This is a genomic window from Nocardioides stalactiti (assembly GCF_014180715.1).
Taxonomy (GTDB): domain Bacteria; phylum Actinomycetota; class Actinomycetes; order Propionibacteriales; family Nocardioidaceae; genus Nocardioides; species Nocardioides stalactiti.
In genome coordinates this window covers 27,621-44,961 of sequence record NZ_JACEFC010000026.1, presented here as the reverse complement: position 1 = coordinate 44,961, position 17,341 = coordinate 27,621, and the positions used below count along the sequence as shown (strand labels likewise).

Here is a 17,341-nt window from a genome sequence, read left to right as displayed (position 1 = left end):
CCCCGGCCGCCGGCCGGCCGAGGGCGGCGTCGAGGACGTGGGTGGAGCAGCTGCTCATGAGACGAGGTCCTCCATCCGGAGCCGGGCGATCTGGCGGAGCTGTTCGACCATGACCGCGTACTCGGTCTCGGGGTCGTGGGTGAGCCGCTCCTGGAGCAGCGCCAGGAGCTCGGGGCCGGTGCGGCCCTTGGCGCGGACCAGGTAGATCCGGTCGAACCGGGCCTCGTAGGCGGCGTTGCCGGCGCGCAGCGCGGCCGCCAGCTCGTGGTCAGCCGGGTCGACGCCCGCCTGCTCGCGGGCAGAGGCCGCCGCACTGGAGCCCTCGCCGCGCTCGCCGATCCGGGGGTGGTGGGAGAGGGCCTGGTCGACGTCGTCCTCGGTCCATCCCTCCGCGAGGGCGTCCGCCGCCTCGACCAGGGCACGGGCGTCCGGGTAGGGGCGGCCGTCGACGACCGCGCTCACCCAGGCGTCCGCGTCGGCGCAGGCGCGGACCAGCGCCGCCGCCTCGGCGGCGGGCAGGGCGTTGAAGTCCTCGATCCGCACGAGGAGCAAGGTACGCGAAACGCGCGTTTCAGGCCGGGGTATCCCGGATCAGCGCGGGATCACCGGGGGGTCAACGCTGGAGGCGGGACCGTCTCATCGCGAAGACCCACCGCAGTCCGGGGTGCTCGCTGACCGACCAGAGCAGGTCCGTCTCCGGCCAGTAGACGAGGTCCTCCGGGCCGGGCGGGGTCGCCCAGCGGCGGGTCGCGAACGCGCCCGGCGTCCCTACGTGCATCTGCCCGTACGACGTCCGACCGTGGGAGGAGGTCACGAAGTAGGTGCCGTCGGCGACGGCGACGCCCTGCATCCGCTTGAGCCCGTCCTCGCCCTCGAGGACCGGCCGGGAGACACCGCTCCCGTCGGTCGCCAAGAGGCCGGTCGTGGCGTCGGTCGGGAAGCGGGCGAGCCGTCGGGTCTGCTTGCTGTTGCCGTACTCGCCGACGACCAGGGCGGGCGGCTCGACGCTGCGGTCGAGCGTCATGAAGGAGAAGCGGAGGCGGGTGATGCCCTCGTCGTTGGTCGCTCGGTAGGCGAAGCGGACCGGCAGGACGTAGTCGTGCCCGAACGTGTCGAGCCCGGCCGCGGCCGGAACGCGGAGGACGTCGTCGACACGGGCGGTGAGGAAGCCCTTGCCGGTCGCGGCGACGTGGAGGTACGGGCCGTGCCAGACGATCCCTCCGGCATGGGCCTTGAGCGGCCGGAGGCCGGGGACGCCGTCGACGAGCGTCGGCTCCACGAGCAGCACGTGACGGTAGCGCCGGGTCTCCAGGTCGATGAAGCTCACGCGGCAGCCGTGGCTGCGCTTGGAGTACCAGGAGGTGACGAGGGCGTCGCGGTCCACGTCGGTGCGGACCGAGCTGCTGATGCCCTGCGGGTACCAGAACAGGTCGCGCCGGTCGCGCCGCTCCCACGTGAGCGCCCGGTCGACGGCCAGTCCCAGCAGCCGTGGGTGCGGGAGGAACGTCCGCCGCATCCGCCGGTCCAGGTCGGCCAGCAGCCCGGCTGGACCGACCCGTCCGCCGCCGTGCGCGGCGAGCGCCCCGGCCAGGGCGTCGATCTCGGTGAGGTTCTCCTCGGTGCGCGTCAGGTGCACCCCGTACGGCGGCGGGTTCGTCGCGTCGGTCACCCGACGACCCTAGTGCGGAGCCCGGGTGCGGGATCATGGTCCCCGTGAGGGGAATCTTCTTCGACGAGGACGACGCGCGGGCCGCGGCGCTGGTGCTGGCGCGCGGGGGCTTCGAGGCCACCGTCACCCGCGAACGGCTCGCCGGTGAGGACGACGACGAGGACCACCCGTGGGCGGTCGTCACCGATGCGCCGATGATCCAGCTGGAGATGCTCGTCGAGACGTACGACGGCTGGCTCGACCTCGACGAGGAGGAGCCCGAGCACCGGCCACCCCTCCGGCTGCCGATGCCGTTGCCCGAGGAGCCGAAGCGCATCAAGCGTCCCGAGTGACCAGATCGGTCGGTCTGCGGGCGCTCGTGCGGACCCCCTCACTACGCTGCTCGTCATGAGCAGCAGCGCCGCGCACCGCCTCCTCCTCGTCCACGCCCACCCGGACGACGAGACGATCGGCCAGGGCGCGACGATGGCCAAGTACGTCGCCGAGGGGCGAGGGGTCACCGTCGTCACCTGCACGGCCGGCGAGATGGGCGAGATCCTCATCCCCGAGCTCGAGCACCTGGCCGCCGACAAGGAGGACGGCCTCGGGGAGCACCGCAAGGGCGAGCTCGACGCCGCGATGGCCGAGCTCGGCGTCACCGACTATCGGTTCCTCGGCGGCTTCGGGACCTACCGCGACTCCGGGATGAAGTGGCACGACGACGGACACGCCATCGCGGCTGACGACATCCACGACAACGCGTTCTGGCACGCCGACCTGACCGAGGCCGCTGACCACCTGGTCACCGTGATCCGCGAGGTCCGGCCCCAGGTCCTGGTGACCTACGACGAGTTCGGCGGCTACGGCCACCCCGACCACATCCAGGCCCACCGGGTCGCGATGTATGCCGTGCAGCTCGCCGCGGTGGCGTCGTACCGCCGCGACCTGGGCCCGGCCTGGGACATCGCGAAGGTCTACTGGGGCGCGATGTCGGAGAGCCGGATCCGGGAGGGCCTCAAGCGGCTGCGCGAGGCCGGCGACACCACGACGTTCGAGGGCATGGACCCCGACGGTCCGCTGCCGCCGTTCTTCCGTCCCGACGAGGACATCAGCGCCGAGGTCGACGCGTCCGACTTCACCGAGAAGAAGCTCGCGGCGCTGAAGAAGCACGCCACCCAGGTGACGACCGACGGACCCTTCTTCGCCCTGTCCAACAACGAGGGCAGCCTGGTCTGGGGCCGGGAGCTCTATCGCCTCGTCAAGGGCACGCCCGGCGAGGTCGGCGAGAACGGCTGGGAGTCCGACCTGTTCGCCGGCATCCCGGCGCAGTGACCGGGACCGAGTGACACGGGCGTGACCGGCTCCCTGGCGGTGCGCTACGGCGTCGCGGTCCTCGCCCTGGCCGGCGGGGCGGCGTTCGGCTGTGCCGCCGTGGGGCTGCACCGTTACCCGTGGGGGCTGGTCCTCGCCCTCGCGGCCGTCGCAGCAGCGCTCGTCGCGCTCCCGGGCGGCTGGTGGCGCCGGCTGCCGTTCGCCGTGGGCTGGGTGCTCACGGTGCTCTGGCTGGCCCGGGAACGACCCGAGGGCGACCTGCTCGTCACCTCGAACACGAGCGGCTACCTGCTGCTCGTCGCGGGCCTCGTCGTACTGGTCTGCGGCCTGGTCGGCGTGCGCGAGCGCCCCGTTGTTCACCGCGCGGATGCTGGCGAGAACGCGACGACTTCCTAGGATGCCTGGCGTGACGTCGTTGGAGCAGGGTGTGGGACAAGGTCCGGTCAAGCCCGCCAAGCGTGAGGGCCTGGGCGCGAAGATCGTCGTGGTCGTCCTCGTGGTGCTCCTCGCGCTCGTCGCCGGGGGTTACGCCGCGGCGCACGGGATCGCCGGTGACAAGGTGCCGCTCGGGACCGAGGTCTCCGGCGTCGACATCGGCGGACTCAGCCGGACCGAGGCGATCGCCGAGCTCGAGGAGGCCTTCGGGCAGCGCGCGGGCGAGCCGATCGAGGTCTCCGTCGAGGGCGGCCGGTCCGCCGACGTCAGCCCCGCGGAGATCGGGCTGGCGATCGACTACGCAGCCACGGTCGACGCGGCCGGCGCCGGCGACAGCTGGAGCCCCCGTCGACAGTGGGACTACTTCACCGGTGGCGACGACGTCGAGGCGATCGTCGACGTCGACGAGACCCTGCTCTCCGAGCGCCTCGCCGAGCTGTCGGAGGGCCTCGGCGTACCCCCGCAGGACGGTCAGGTGACCTTCGCGGACGGACGGGTCGAGGTCGTCGACCCGGTGCCCGGCGAGGCGGTCGACACGGACGCGGCCGCCGACGCCATCACCGCCGCGTTCCTCGGCCAGGAGGACTCCGCCGAGCTGACCGTGACCCAGGCCGAGCCCGACATCGACGACAGCGACGTCGAGGCGGCGCTCGAGGGTTTCGCCAACCCGGCGATGGCCTCGGCGGTCACTCTCGTGTTCGGCGACTCCGAGGTCCGCCTCCAGCCGAAGCAGTACGACGGCGCGCTCTCGATGGTGCCCGAGGACGGCGAGCTGGTGCCGCGGATCGACGTGCGGAAGGTCACCCGCCTCGTGAAGAGCGCGACCACCGAGGGCGAGCCCGTCGACGCCGGTTTCGAGCTGGTCGACGGCAAGCCGAAGGTCGTCCCGGCCAAGCCCGGGGTGGAGTTCGAGCCGGAGGACGTCATCGCGGTGTTCACCGAGCTGCTGTCCGCGCCCGAGGGCGAGCGGACCGGCGAGGTCGAGGCGACGGTGCGGGAGGCGGACTTCACGACCGAGGAGGCCAAGGCCCTCGGCATCAAGAAGAAGGTCTCGGAGTTCGTGACCTACTACCCCTACGCCGAGTACCGCAACGTCAACATCGGTCGCGCCGCCGAGCTGATCGACGGCACGGTGCTGAAGCCGGGGGAGACCTTCTCGCTCAACGACACCGTCGGGGAGCGGACCGCCGAGAACGGCTTCACCATCGGCTACATCATCTCCAACGGCGTGCTGGTCAAGGACTACGGCGGCGGCGTCTCGCAGATGGCGACGACGACGTTCAACGCGATGTTCTTCGCCGGCCTGGAGGACATCGAGCACAAGCCGCACTCGTTCTACATCGACCGCTACCCGGAGGGGCGCGAGGCGACCGTGGCGTGGCCGACCGTCGACCTGCGGTTCCGCAACGACACCGACTACGGCGTGCTCATCCACGCGACGGTGCAGCCCAGCACCTACTCCTCGCAGGGCGTCGTCACCGTGCAGATGTTCTCCACCAAGGTGTGGGACATCGAGTCGGAGACCAGTGGCCGCTACAACTACCGCGCACCGGCGACCCGCTACCTCCAGACGCCGGACTGCGAGCCGTTCACGGGCTACTCGGGCTTCGACGTCGACGTGACGCGGATCTTCCGGGTCCACGGCGAGGACGAGATCGACCACACCGAGGAATTCCACACGGTCTACACCGCGGCCGACTCCGTGGTCTGCGGTCCGCCACCGGGCCAGGACCAGCCGGACGACGAGGACTGACCGGCCGCTTTCGCTCAACCCGCGCTTACTTCCGCCGATGCTGGGGGGCAACAGGAGTGTCCCTGGGGCACCCCTGCTGTGTCTGGCTGAGCCATGGAGGGCTGCCATGTTGATCCGTGCCGCGCTCGTGCCTCCCGAGGAGGCGCTCGAGGAGCTGGAGGTTGCGACGCGCGTGCTGCGCAGCATCCCGGGCGTCGTCTCCGTCTCGCCCGAGCAGCTGGAGATCCCGATCACCGCCTTCGGCAACCTGCAACCGCCCGACTGCGAACGCCTGGCCGGCCTGCTGCGCAACGCCTTCGAGGGCGCCGATGCGCCGGTCGTCTGGTTCCACGGGCTCCGACTCGAGGAGGGGGCCACGATCGCGCTGGGCATGGCCGGCGACGTCGAGCCGATCGCCGACCTGGCGCGCTACGTGCCGGAGGCTGCGGAGAAGCTGCGGCTGTACGTCGACCGTCGCCGGTTCCGACCGCACATCCGGTTCGCGACCGCGGAGCCGGACACGTCGGTGGCGCTGCTGCAGTCCGCGCTCGGGGCGGTCGCCGACTGGAGCGGCACGCCGTGGGCGGTGCCGGGGCTCTCGCTGCTCCGCACCCGGTGGCTGCAGGGCAACAAGACGGCCGAGGAGTACGACCTCATCGCGATGGCGTGACCTGGCCCGCTCCGACCGGTCGGTCAGGCGGATGCGAGGGCATAGATCGCGACGCCGAAGAAGGCTCCGGCCGATCCCAGGACGGCATAGATCGCCCACCACCACAGGCTGCCGTCCAGCGACCCGGCGCTCCACACGTTGGCGGCCGCGCGCTCCTTGGCCGCCTTCTCGTTGCGCTCGGGGTCGCTCTTGCCGCGGATCCTGTTCGTGAACGCCACGAACATCGCCCACCAGGCCGGTGCGGCCATGCCCCAGAACATGACGCCGCAGACGAGGAACCCGATCTCGACCCCGTCCTTGACGCCGAACTCGAGAAAGTTCCAGCCGAGGGAGCCGAACAGCAGCGCCCACATCGGCAGCAGCAGTGCCGGGGCGCCGACGGACATGCCGAAGCCGGACCCGGCGAACATGGCGATGAGCATCATCGGGATCGCGATGGCGATCAGCCAGGACCCGTCCGGGCAGGGGGTGGCGATCTCGTAGGCCCCACCGCTCGCGCAGCTGCCGCCGACGCCCGCGACCGCGCGCATCGAGAGAAAGGCCCAGGCCAGGCCCATCCCCACCAGCAGGACGCAGACGTAGGTGACCACGATGCTGCGCACGGGGACGCGCGCTCGGTCAGGGGTGGTGGAGGGGGCTCGGTTCTCGGTGTCCACGGGCGTCACGGTAGGACGTCGGGACCGGCCGCGTGCGGAGTTTCCGGTACAGTGAGAACACGTTCTAGTTTTTGCGAGGGGTCCCGATGACGACATCGACGCCGGCGGTCGCCGGTTGGTTCACCGAGGGGGACGACCCGCGTCTGCTCGCCTCGCGCTGCACGACCTGCGGCACCCTCGTCTTCCCGCCGCCTCCCGCGGACGCCGCGACCTTCTGCCGCAACCCCGTGTGCGACGGCGACACCCACGAGCCGGCGGAGCTGTCTCGCACCGGCCGGGTGTGGTCCTACACCGACGCGCAGTACCAGCCGCCCGCGCCGTACGTCCCGACGACCGACCCGTTCGAGCCGTTCGCGCTGGCCGCCGTCGAGCTGCCCGAAGGACTCGTCGTCCTGGGCCAGGTCGCCGACGGCTACGGCGTCGGCCACCTCAAGGTCGGCGCCGAGGTGGAGCTGGTCGTGGAGACGCTCTACAGCGACGACAGCGGTGACCGGACGATCTGGCGCTGGAAGCCGGTCGTCGAGCTGGGTGAGGAGACCGAGCAGTGAGCAAGCAGGTGGCCGTCGCAGGCGTCGGCATGCACCCGTGGGGCAAGTGGGGCCGTCCGTTCGTCGAGTACGGGGTGCACGCCGCCCGGGCCGCGCTGGCCGACTCCGGCGTCGCCTGGAGCGACGTCGACTTCGTCGTCGGCGGCGAGACCGTCCGCAACGGCTACGCCGGATACGTCGCCGGGTCGACCTTCGCCTCGGCGCTCGGCTGGAACGGCGCGCGGATCGCGACGTCATACGCCGCCTGTGCGACCGGCGCCCAGGCGCTCGACACCGCTCGGGCGCGGATCCTCGCCGGCCTGTCGGAGGTGGCGCTCGTCGTCGGTGCCGACACGACGCCGAAGGGCTTCCTGGCCCCCAATGCGGGGGAGCGGTGGACCGACCCCGACTGGCTGCGGTTCAAGCTGCTCGGCATGACGAACCCGGCCTACTTCGCGCTGTACGCCCGCCGGCGGATGGACCTGTACGGCGCCACGAGCGAGGACTTCGCTCAGGTGAAGGTCAAGAACGCCCGGCACGGCCTGGACAACCCTTACGCGCGGTTCCGCAAGGAGTCCTCGGTGGCCGACGTCCTGGCGTCCCCGATCGTGTCCGACCCGCTGCACCTGCTCGACATCTGTGCGACCTCCGACGGCGCCGCCGCGGTGGTGCTGACGTCGCTGGACTACGCGAAGCGGCACGGCCTCGGCGGGACCGAGGGGCCGGTCCGGGTCGCGGCGATCTCGACGGTCACCCCGACCTTCCCCAACACGGTGATCGACATGCCGCTCCTCTCGACCGACCATGCGGCCGGCGGTGCCCCGGAGCACACGTTCAAGGAGTCGATCGCGCTCGCGGCCTACGAGGAGGCCGGGATCGGGCCCGAGGACGTCGACGTCGCCGAGGTCTACGACCTGTCGACCGCGCTCGAGCTGGACTGGATCGAGGACCTCGGGCTCTGCAAGAAGGGCGAGGCCGAGGTGCTGCTCCGTGCGGGCGACACCACGATCGGCGGCCGGATCCCCGTCAACCCGTCCGGCGGCCTCGCCTGCTTCGGCGAGGCGGTGCCGGCGCAGGCGCTCGCCCAGGTCTGCGAGCTCACCTGGCAGCTGCGTGGCCAGGCCACCGGCCGTCAGGTCGAGGGCGCCAAGGTCGGCATCACCGCCAACCAGGGCCTCTTCGGCCACGGCTCCTCGGTGCTCCTGGCCCGCTGACGTTCGTCGTACCCGGCCTCCATGTCGTGATGGAGCAGGATCGCGACATCTAGACCGGGTACGACGGCGATCAGACGGGCGGGACGACCCGCCAGACGACGTACTCGCCGGGCAGGCCCTTGAGCTCCATCGGGTCGGTGGGGTCGACGAGCTGCACCTGGGCGTCGTCCTCGAGGTGGTCGCGGACCGCGTCGCTGCAGAGGACCTCGCCGCCGGAGGCCAGGTCGGCGACCCGCGCCGCGAGGGCGACGTTCTCGCCGAAGTAGTCGCCGTCCTTGGCGACCACCTGGCCGGTGTGGATCCCGATCCGGACCCGCACCTTGCCGTGGCGCCGCAGGATGTCGGAGGGGCGGCGCAGGTCGCTCTGGATCGCGACCGAGGCGCGGCAGGCCGCCTCCGCGTCACGGAACGCGACCATGAAGCCGTCGCCGGCCGTCTTGACGACCTGGCCGCGGTACTGGGCGATCCGGGCGCGCAGCAGCTTGTCGTGGGCCTCGAGGACCCGCACCCAGGTGCTGTCACCCATCCGCGCGTTGAGCTGGGTGGAGTTCTCGATGTCGCTGAAGACGATCGTGACCGTCCCGTCGGGCGCGGCCATGTGGACGATCTCGGCCTTCTCCTCGTTGGCCCAGGCCGACATCTCCTCGATCGTGCTCTGGATGAGGCCGCTGATCCCGTGCTCGCGCACCTTGGAGGCCGTGCGGATCATCCGGCTGATCGCGCGCTCGGTCGTGTTCTGCGCCGGCGGCGGGCGGAGTGCGGCCGCGAGGTCGGCCTCCAGCTGCTCGACGTGGCCCTGGTGGGCGGCGACCTCGTCCTGGAGGCGCCGTACGACGACCACCAGCGCCGCCACGACGCACAGCAGGACCGCGGAGAGGATCCCCAGAACGATCGTCACTGGCGTCACAATAGGGGCTGCGGGCGGTTGGCACGCTGAGTAGCGTGACGTTGTGACGTCTCTCTCCTCCCCCTCTGCGCAGCCCGCCCCCAGCCCCGCTCCGGGGATCGCCACGGTCGGCGAGCTCCGGGCCTCCGGTCACGTGCACAAGTCGCTACGGGCCGAGATCCGCGACAACCTGCTGGCCCGGCTCGCCGCGGGCGAGGACCCCTGGCCAGGGCTGCACGGCTTCGAGACGACCGTCATCCCGCAGCTGGAACGGGCGCTGCTCGCCGGCCATGACGTGGTGCTGCTCGGGGAGCGCGGGCAGGGCAAGACCCGGTTGCTGCGCACGATGATCGGGCTGCTCGACGAGTGGACGCCGGTCATCAGCGGCTCCGAGCTGGGGGAGCACCCGTTCGAGCCGATCACCCACGCCTCGCGCGCGGCTGCGGCGTCGTACGGCGACGACCTGCGGGTGTCGTGGCGACACCGCTCGGAGCGCTACGCGGAGAAGCTCGCGACGCCCGACACCTCGGTCGCCGACCTCATCGGTGACGTCGACCCGATGAAGGTCGCCGAGGGTCGGTCGCTCGGTGACCCCGAGACGATCCACTTCGGCCTGATCCCGCGCAGCCACCGCGGCATCGTCGCCATCAACGAGCTCCCCGACCTCGCCGAGCGGATCCAGGTCGCGATGCTCAACGTGATGGAGGAGCGCGACATCCAGATCCGCGGCTACGTGCTGCGGCTGCCGCTCGACGTCCTCGTCGTCGCCTCGGCCAACCCCGAGGACTACACCAACCGCGGTCGGATCATCACCCCGCTCAAGGACCGCTTCGGCGCCGAGATCCGCACCCACTACCCGACCGAGCTGGACGCCGAGCTTGCCGTCATCCGGCAGGAGGCCCACCTCGTCGCCGACGTGCCGGAGCCGCTGCTGGAGGTGCTGGCGCGCTTCACCCGCAACCTGCGCGAGTCGACGGCGGTCGACCAGCGCTCGGGCGTCTCCGCGCGGTTCGCGATCGCGGGCGCCGAGACCATCGCGGCGTCGGCCCTGCGTCGCGCGACGATCCTCGGTGAGGACTCCGCGGTCGCGCGGGTGGTCGACCTCGAGACCGCGGTCGAGGTCCTCGGCGGCAAGATCGAGTTCGAGTCCGGCGAGGAGGGGCGCGAGGCGGAGATCCTGACCCACCTGCTGCGGACGGCGACGGCAGAGACCGTCCGTGCGCACTTCCGCGGGCTGGACTTCGCGTTGCTGGTCGACGCGGTCGAGGACGGCGCGACCGTCACCACGGGCGCCGGCGTGTCGGCCCGGGACGTGCTCGCCGGCCTCCCGGTGCTCGGCGAGTCCGAGCTGTACGACGAGGTCTGCGAGCGGCTCTACGGCGCCGGAGGAGGAGATTCCGACGGGCAGCGCGCCTGCGCGATCGAGCTCGCCCTGGAAGGCCTGTTCCTCGCCCGCAAGATCGGCAAGGACTCCGACGGCTCGGAGACGATCTATGGCTAGCGTGCAGGGGGCTCAGCGATGAGTCGCTACCGCAGGTACGACGGTGGCGACCCGCTCGCTCCGCCCGTCGACATCGCCGAGGCGCTGGACGCCATCGGCGAGGACGTCATGGCGGGCTACAGCCCCGAACGTGCGCTGCGCGAGTTCCTCCGGCGTGGTGGCGAGGAAGGCGCGGGTCTCGACGACCTGGCCCGGCGGGTGGCCGAGCGGCGCCGTGACATCACCCAGCGACACAACCTCGACGGCACCCTCCAGGAGGTGCGCGAGCTGCTCGACCGCGCCGTCCTGGAGGAGCGCAAGCAGCTCGCCCGCGACGCGATGATGGACGACGGCGACCGCGCGTTCCGGGAGATGCGGCTGGACAACCTGCCGTCCTCCACGGCCGCGGCCGTCACCGAGCTCTCCGACTACGACTGGCAGTCCCCGGAGGCGCGGGCGGCGTACGAGCAGATCAAGGACCTGCTCGGCCGCGAGCTGCTCGACCAGCGCTTCGCCGGCATGAAGCAGGCGCTCGAGGGTGCGACCGACGAGGACCGGGCCGCGATCCAGGAGATGCTCTCCGACCTCAACGAGCTGCTCGAGAAGCACGCAGCGGGAGAGGACACCCCGGAGGACTTCCAGGACTTCATGGCCAAGCACGGGGACTTCTTCCCCGAGAACCCTGAGAACATCGACGAGCTCATCGATGCGCTCGCCCAGCGCTCGGCGGCCGCCCAGCGGATGCTCAACTCGATGAGCCCCGAGCAGCGTGAGGAGCTGATGCGGCTCTCCGCGCAGGCGTTCGGGTCGCCCCAGCTGATGCAGCAGCTCGCCCGGCTCGACGGCAACCTCCAGGCGATGCGCCCCGGAGAGGACTGGGGCGGGTCCGAGGGGTTCCAGGGCGACCAGGGGGTCGGGCTCGGCGACGGCACCGGCATGCTCCAGGACCTGGCCGACCTCGACGCGCTCGCCGACCAGCTCTCCCAGTCCTACGGCGGTGCGCGACTCGACGACGTCGACCTCGACAAGCTCGCACGCCAGCTCGGCGACCAGGCGGCGGTCGACGCGCGCCGGCTCCAGGAGCTCGAGCGGGCGCTGCGGAAGTCAGGTGCGATGGAGCGCGGCTTCGACGGCGAGCTGCGGCTCACGCCGAAGGCCATGCGCCAGCTCGGCAAGGCGCTGCTGCGTGACGTCGCCCAGCGGCTCTCCGGCCGGCAGGGGCAGCGCGAGCTGCGCCAGGCCGGGGCGGCCGGCGACCTGTCGGGTGCCACCCGCGAGTGGCAGTTCGGTGACACCGAGCCGTGGGACATCCCGCGCACGATCCTCAACGGCGTGCTGCGGCGCTCGGGCGACCCGAGCGGGCCGCGGCTCTCGATCGAGGACGTCGAGGTCGCCGAGACCGAGGCGCGGACGCAGGCCGCGGTCGCGCTCTGCGTCGACACGTCGTTCTCGATGGCGATGGACGGTCGCTGGGTGCCGATGAAACGCACCGCGCTCGCCCTGCACACGCTCATCGGCACCCGCTTCCGCGGCGACTCCCTGGAGCTGATCGGCTTCGGGCGGCACGCCGAGACGATGGACATCGAGCAGCTCACCGCGCTCGACGCCCGGTGGGCCAAGGGCACCAACCTCCACCACGCCCTGCTGCTCGCCAACCGGCACTTCCGCAAGCACCCGAACGCGCAGCCGGTGCTCCTCATCGTCACCGACGGCGAGCCGACCTCCCACCTCGAGCCCGACGGGCACGTCTACTTCAACTACCCGCCGCACCCGATGACGATCGCGCTCGCCGTACGCGAGTTGGACAACGCCCGCCGGCTCGGCGCGCAGACCACGTTCTTCCGCCTCGGCGACGACCCCGGCCTCGCCCGGTTCATCGAGTCCATGGCCCGCCGGGCCGACGGCGCCGTCATCGCCCCCGAGACCGACGACCTCGGCGCCGCCGTCGTCAGCTCCTACCTCGGCTCCCGCGGTCCCGCCGGCCGGTCGGGTCCCGGCTCCTACGGCGACTTCTTCGGGGGCCGCGGATTCTGGGTCGGCTGACGTCTGACCTACGATGCCAAGGCTCACTTGGCATCGTCTACCGGGGGAATCGTTGCGCAACCGATCGGGTGTACTCGCCACCGTCGTCCTGTCCCTCCTCGCGCTGGCCTGCTCTGGTCTCGTCGGCGTGCCCCCGGCGAGTGCCGGGCCGGCGGTCGCCTACGGGCCGACCGTCGCGCTGGCCGGCTACCGCGATCTGTGGGTCTCGGAGGCGACGGGCCAGGTCGCGGTGCTGCAGGCGAGCAAGGAGGTCGTGGTGACCGACTCCGCCGGCGCGGTGAGCGATCGCATCGCGCTGCCCTCGGGGGGCGCGAGCATCACCGGCGCCGACGACGGATCGGCGGCCTATGTCGCTCTGTCGTCCGGGTCGGGAGTGGTGCGGATCGACCTGACGACGGGCGCGACGAGCAAACTGGCGCTGACCGATGTGCCGGCCTGCATCAGCGACCTCGCCTTCACCGACGGCTCCCTCTGGTTGGCCTACGGGTGTGCCGAGGGCAAGGGGATCGTGGCGATCGACCCGGCCTCCGGCACACAGGTCGAGGTCAGCACCGCTGGCGTCCGTAGCTTCTCGGCGGTCCCGAGCGTCCCGGGCATGCTGGTCGGCATCTCCCGCGCCTACAACCCAGAGATCCTGCGGTTCGCCGCGATCGGTGGCGACTCGCCCAGCCTGGTTCGAAAGGCGCGGGAGAACACCAGCGGGCCGGCTCCGGTCGACATCCACCCGGACGGAACCCGCCTGGTGAGCCCCGAGGGCATCTGGTCCCTGCCGGGGCTCCAGCGTGACTACGACGCCGACGGGGAGGCGTTCAACGAGGCGCCGCGCCGGGCAGCGTTCAGCGGCACCGGCCTCATCGCCCTGGGCCACGAAGGCTATGACGACGTGGGTGCCTACGTGCGCGTGTACGAGGCGGGAAGCTACTACCGGCCCTACGCCCAGTACCGGTGGCAGACCCGCAACATCCTCGGGCTCGATTTCGGTCCGGCGGGTCAGCTCTACGTGGTGACCGACGACGGCGGCGGCGAGCTCACCACCATCACGCCGCGGCCGGGGTCGACCATCACCGGGGACGCGGACGTCATCTACCCCGCCTACGGAGAGACGATCACGATCACGGGCGAGGTGACGTCCCCGTCGACCAACGAGCGGGTCGAGGTCCATGTCGAGGAGCCGGGCCGTCCGCGGCGGCGCGTTGCGACGACCACTGCCGACGCCTCCGGGGACTACACGGTCAGCTACACGGCGGTGCGCAACCACGTCGTCTACGTGGTCTACCCCGGTGACGAGGTCGCGTCGGGCTCCTACGACCGGGTGTCCCGATTCGGGGTTGACGCGGGGGTCACTGCTGCGCTCCGCGGTTACGACCGGATCCAGGGCGGGATCGCCCGTTACGGACCGGGGGACGTCGTCGGTCTGCGGGGCAAGGTCGCTCCGTCCTACCCGGGATCACGAGTGAGCGCTGAGGTGGGCTACTGGCTCAAAGGCTTTGGCTGGGCAAATCTCGACTACGTGCAGATGAGGCTCGACAACCGGAGCCGGTTCGCCGCTCGCCTCAAGGTGGACCGGTCGCTGACCGGAAAGACGATCAGGATCCGAGGCGTCTTCGGCAAGGCCCGCGTCCAGGACTACGGCTACAGCGACTGGCTCAAGTTCAAGGTCGGTCGGTAGGCGGCCTTCATCGTGGGTCTGGCAGGCAGCCACGGCTGATCCTGAGGACCGCTGCCGTCAGGGGTGGAGGACGGCGGCCAGCTCCTCGACGCCGTCGATGAGGCGGGTGCCGGGGCGGGCCCACGAGGCGTTGGCGTCGACCGCGTGGACGGGGATGCCGACGGGCAGCAGGCCGCGACGTACGACGTCGTCGGCGAGGGCCTGGGCGGCCCGGCGGTCGTAGCCGCAGGGAGCGACGACGACCAGGTCCGGGCGAGCGGCGGCGACGTCGTCCCAGGTGGTCCGGAAGGACTTCTCGCCGGCGGTGCCGATCACGCAGTCGCCACCGGCGAGCTCGATCATCTCGGGGATCCAGTGCCCCGGGGCGAAGGGCGGGTCCGTCCACTCCAGGAGCACCACGCGCGGACGGTCGCGGCCGGCGACGCGGGCGACGACCACGTCGAGCCGTGCCCGGTGGTCGGCGACGAGCGCGACCGCCTCTGCCTCGCGACCGGTGGCCCGCCCGAGCTCGACGATGGAGTCGAGCACCTCCTCGAGCGTGTGCGGGTCGCAGGTGAGCACCTCGGCGCTGCACCCGAGGTGGGCCAGCGCGTCGTCGACGACGGAGACGTCGACGGCGCACACCGCGCACAGGTCCTGGGTGACGACCAGGTCCGCGTCGAGGCCGGCGAGCGCGCCCGCGTCGAGGTGGTAGAGGTCCTCGCCCCGGTGCATCGCCTCGACGACGAAAGCGTCGATCTCCGCGGGTGCCAGGCCCTCCGGCATCGCTGAGGTCGAGACGATCCGCCGCTCCCGCGCCTCGGCCGGGTGGTCGCACTCGAACGTCACCCCGACGACGTCGTCACCCGCCCCGATCGCGAACAGGATCTCGGTCGTGGAGGGCAGCAGGGACACGATCCGCACGTCCCCGACCCTAGTGGGGACAATGGAGACGATGGACGACCCGACCCTGACCGTGCTCGCGCTGCTCGGCCTCGCAGCGCTCGCGGCCGGGTTCGTGGACGCGGTCGTCGGCGGCGGCGGGCTCATCCAGCTCCCGGCGCTCCTCATCGGCCTCCCGGGCGCGACCCCGGTGCAGGTGCTGGCCACCAACAAGCTCTCCTCGATCTGCGGCACCTCCGCCGCCGCGGCGACGTACTACCGCCGGATCCGCCCCGACCCGCGGACCTTCGGCCCGCTCATGCTGTGCGCGCTCGGCGGGTCGTTCCTCGGGGCCCTCGTCGCGTCCCAGATCCCGCGCTCGGCGTTCGAGCCGATCGTGCTGGTGGTGCTCGTCGTCCTCGGTGCCTACGTCGTCCTCCAACCCGAGGTCGGCGAGGAGACCCTGCTGCGCTTCGCCGGCAGGCAGCACCTCGCCGCGGCGATGGCGGTCGGCGGCGTCATCGGCTTCTACGACGGAGCCCTCGGACCGGGCACGGGCAGCTTCCTCGTCTTCGCCCTGGTCGGGCTGCTCGGCTACGACTTCCTCGAGGCCTCGGCCAAGGCGCGGCTCGCCAACTGGGCGACCAATCTCGGCGCGCTCCTGCTCTTCATCCCGACCGGCGCCGTGCTCTGGAAGGTCGGCCTGGTGATGGGGGCCTGCAACCTCGCGGGCGGCTACCTCGGCGCCCGCACCGCCGTCGACAAGGGCAGCCGGTTCGTCCGGGGGTTCTTCCTGCTGGTCGTCACAGCCTTCATCGTCCGGATCGGCGGCGACGTCCTCGGCGTCTGGTGAGCCGGGACACGGCGGCCCGCCTAGGCTGGCGTGGTGACGCCGTACTGGATCACCGCGTTCCTCGACTTCGCCGCCGGCGGGTTCGACGAGGGTGTCCGCTTCTGGTCGGCCGTCACGTCGTTCGACGTCAGCCCGCGGCGTGGCCAGGCCGGTGAGTTCGCGACGCTCCTTCCCGATGACGGCGACCCGTTCCTGCGGGTCCAGCGTCTCGCCGAGGGCCCTGACCGGATCCACCTCGACCTCCATGTCGGCGACCCGCGGCGCGCCGCCGACCGGGCGATCGGCCTCGGCGCGCAGGAGGTGGCCGACCACGGCTACGTCGTGCTGCGCTCGCCCGGCGGGCTCACCTTCTGCTTCGTCTCGCACGAGGCGGCGACCCGACCCGGCCCGACGTCGTGGCCCGCTGGCGCCTCCCTGGTCGACCAGGTGTGCCTGGACGTCCCGGCGACGGCCTACCAGGGTGAGAGCGTGTTCTGGCGGGACCTGACGGGCTGGGAGGAGCGCCGGTCGGCGGTCTCGACGGACTTCCACTCGCTCGCCCGGCCGGACGGGCACCCGCTGCGGCTGCTCCTGCAGCGGCTCGGGGAGCAGACCGGGGAGGTGCGTGCCCACCTCGACTGGTCGACCACCGACCGGTCGGCGGAGACCGAGCGGCACGTCGCTCTCGGCGCCCGGGTCGAGGTCGTGCACTCCGTGTGGACGGTCCTGACCGACCCGAACGGACGCCGGTACTGCCTCACCGACCGCGACCCCGAAACGGGGATGCTCAGGTGAGCGGGCGGCGCTAACGTCGCGACATGGATCCCGACTCCCGCCCGAACCCGCCGATCGCCGGTGACGAGGTCGCCACCCTGCGCGGCTTCCTCGACTACCACCGCGACACCCTGCGCTGGAAGGTCGACGGGCTGACCCAGGCGCAGCAGGCGCAGCGCCTCGCGCCGAGCACGATGACCCTCGGCGGGATGATGAAGCACCTCGCGCTCGTGGAGTCGAGCTGGTTCGAGGTCGTGCTCGGTGGGGGCGACTACATGCCGCCGTTCGACGGCGTCGACTGGGCGGTGGACCAGGACTGGGACTGGGACAGCGCCGTCGAGGACACTCCCGAGCAGCTCCGCGCGCTCTTCGACGAGGCGGTGGCCCGCGCTGACCGGATCATCGACGAGGCCCTGGCCGGGCCGGCAGGCCTCGACACGCCCTCCGTCCGCCCGAGCCGTCACAGCGGCAACCCCTACAGCCTGCGCTGGATCCTGCTGCACATGGTGGAGGAGTACGCCCGGCACAACGGCCACGCCGACCTGATCCGCGAGTCCATCGACGGGCAGACGGGCGACTGAA

General features: G+C 71.7%; 18 protein-coding genes. 13 read left to right on the top strand and 5 right to left on the bottom strand.

Translation table 11 applies throughout. The features are described 5' to 3' along the window. Positions 1 to 54: 54 nt before the first annotated feature. Together uraD and H0487_RS07675 are read right to left on the bottom strand one after the other, a co-directional pair. The gene (uraD, locus tag H0487_RS07680) at positions 55 to 543 is read right to left on the bottom strand and encodes a 2-oxo-4-hydroxy-4-carboxy-5-ureidoimidazoline decarboxylase (RefSeq protein ID WP_183093643.1); all 489 of its coding nucleotides are present in this window, start codon (positions 541 to 543) and stop codon (positions 55 to 57) included. A 70-nt stretch (positions 544 to 613) separates the two neighbouring features. Then, complete coding sequence (locus tag H0487_RS07675; RefSeq protein WP_183093642.1) at positions 614 to 1,669, bottom strand: hypothetical protein; 1,056 nt, start codon at positions 1,667 to 1,669, stop codon at positions 614 to 616. Between the two features lie 44 nt (positions 1,670 to 1,713). Between H0487_RS07675 and H0487_RS07670 the strand changes: the two genes are divergently transcribed. The 5 genes from H0487_RS07670 to H0487_RS07650 all read left to right on the top strand — a co-directional run bounded on the left by H0487_RS07670 (position 1,714) and on the right by H0487_RS07650 (position 5,817). Beyond that, on the top strand, positions 1,714 to 2,001 hold the full coding sequence (locus H0487_RS07670; protein ID WP_312855856.1) for a hypothetical protein: 288 nt from the start codon (positions 1,714 to 1,716) through the stop codon (positions 1,999 to 2,001). Positions 2,002 to 2,056: 55 nt separating this feature from the next. After that, the gene (gene mshB / locus H0487_RS07665; protein WP_183093640.1) at positions 2,057 to 2,980 is read left to right on the top strand and encodes an N-acetyl-1-D-myo-inositol-2-amino-2-deoxy-alpha-D-glucopyranoside deacetylase; all 924 of its coding nucleotides are present in this window, start codon (positions 2,057 to 2,059) and stop codon (positions 2,978 to 2,980) included. Positions 2,981 to 3,001: 21 nt separating this feature from the next. After that, positions 3,002 to 3,376: a DUF6113 family protein gene (locus tag H0487_RS07660; protein ID WP_183093639.1), complete on the top strand. Its 375-nt coding sequence runs from the start codon at positions 3,002 to 3,004 to the stop codon at positions 3,374 to 3,376. A 10-nt stretch (positions 3,377 to 3,386) separates the two neighbouring features. Then, complete coding sequence (locus H0487_RS07655) at positions 3,387 to 5,168, top strand: VanW family protein (protein WP_183093638.1); 1,782 nt, start codon at positions 3,387 to 3,389, stop codon at positions 5,166 to 5,168. A gap of 106 nt (positions 5,169 to 5,274) precedes the next feature. Further along, complete coding sequence (locus H0487_RS07650) at positions 5,275 to 5,817, top strand: 2'-5' RNA ligase family protein (RefSeq protein WP_183093637.1); 543 nt, start codon at positions 5,275 to 5,277, stop codon at positions 5,815 to 5,817. 23 nt (positions 5,818 to 5,840) lie between these two features. Here H0487_RS07650 and H0487_RS07645 read toward each other — a convergent pair whose 3' ends face one another. After that, positions 5,841 to 6,473 carry a hypothetical protein gene (locus tag H0487_RS07645; RefSeq protein WP_183093636.1) on the bottom strand — a complete coding sequence of 211 codons (633 nt, stop codon included), beginning with the start codon at positions 6,471 to 6,473 and terminating at the stop codon, positions 5,841 to 5,843. An 86-nt stretch (positions 6,474 to 6,559) separates the two neighbouring features. Between H0487_RS07645 and H0487_RS07640 the strand changes: the two genes are divergently transcribed. Together H0487_RS07640 and H0487_RS07635 are read left to right on the top strand one after the other, a co-directional pair. Continuing rightward, on the top strand, positions 6,560 to 7,021 hold the full coding sequence (locus H0487_RS07640) for a Zn-ribbon domain-containing OB-fold protein (RefSeq protein WP_183093635.1): 462 nt from the start codon (positions 6,560 to 6,562) through the stop codon (positions 7,019 to 7,021). Further along, on the top strand, positions 7,018 to 8,214 hold the full coding sequence (locus H0487_RS07635) for a lipid-transfer protein (RefSeq protein WP_183093634.1): 1,197 nt from the start codon (positions 7,018 to 7,020) through the stop codon (positions 8,212 to 8,214). The genes H0487_RS07640 and H0487_RS07635 overlap by 4 nt, the downstream gene beginning before the upstream one ends. Positions 8,215 to 8,284: 70 nt before the next feature. On the opposite strand, the gene H0487_RS24245 is transcribed toward H0487_RS07635, so the two are convergent. Next, entirely contained in the window at positions 8,285 to 9,112 is an 828-nt protein-coding gene (locus tag H0487_RS24245) for an adenylate/guanylate cyclase domain-containing protein (RefSeq protein WP_183093633.1), read from the bottom strand. 52 nt (positions 9,113 to 9,164) lie between these two features. On the opposite strand from H0487_RS24245, the gene H0487_RS07625 reads away from it, so the two are divergent. From H0487_RS07625 to H0487_RS07615, 3 genes are read left to right on the top strand one after another with little or no spacing between them, the layout of a single operon-like run. Continuing rightward, positions 9,165 to 10,601: a MoxR family ATPase gene (locus H0487_RS07625; protein WP_183093632.1), complete on the top strand. Its 1,437-nt coding sequence runs from the start codon at positions 9,165 to 9,167 to the stop codon at positions 10,599 to 10,601. An 18-nt stretch (positions 10,602 to 10,619) separates the two neighbouring features. After that, positions 10,620 to 12,623 carry a vWA domain-containing protein gene (locus tag H0487_RS07620; RefSeq protein WP_183093631.1) on the top strand — a complete coding sequence of 668 codons (2,004 nt, stop codon included), beginning with the start codon at positions 10,620 to 10,622 and terminating at the stop codon, positions 12,621 to 12,623. 52 nt (positions 12,624 to 12,675) lie between these two features. Then, on the top strand, positions 12,676 to 14,292 hold the full coding sequence (locus tag H0487_RS07615; RefSeq protein WP_183093630.1) for an NHL repeat-containing protein: 1,617 nt from the start codon (positions 12,676 to 12,678) through the stop codon (positions 14,290 to 14,292). Between the two features lie 57 nt (positions 14,293 to 14,349). Here the strand turns inward: H0487_RS07615 and H0487_RS07610 are convergent, their stop codons facing one another. Continuing rightward, a complete protein-coding gene (locus H0487_RS07610; RefSeq protein WP_183093629.1) occupies positions 14,350 to 15,195 on the bottom strand; it encodes a cobalamin-binding protein in 846 nt (281 codons plus the stop codon). Positions 15,196 to 15,226: 31 nt separating this feature from the next. Here H0487_RS07610 and H0487_RS07605 point away from each other — a divergent pair, with 31 nt between their 5' ends. From H0487_RS07605 to H0487_RS07595, 3 genes are read left to right on the top strand one after another with little or no spacing between them, the layout of a single operon-like run. Continuing rightward, entirely contained in the window at positions 15,227 to 16,006 is a 780-nt protein-coding gene (locus H0487_RS07605; RefSeq protein ID WP_183093628.1) for a sulfite exporter TauE/SafE family protein, read from the top strand. Positions 16,007 to 16,039: 33 nt separating this feature from the next. After that, a complete protein-coding gene (locus tag H0487_RS24240; RefSeq protein WP_183093627.1) occupies positions 16,040 to 16,780 on the top strand; it encodes a VOC family protein in 741 nt (246 codons plus the stop codon). A 23-nt stretch (positions 16,781 to 16,803) separates the two neighbouring features. Continuing rightward, the gene (locus H0487_RS07595) at positions 16,804 to 17,340 is read left to right on the top strand and encodes a DinB family protein (protein ID WP_183093626.1); all 537 of its coding nucleotides are present in this window, start codon (positions 16,804 to 16,806) and stop codon (positions 17,338 to 17,340) included. Position 17,341: the final 1 nt, after the last annotated feature.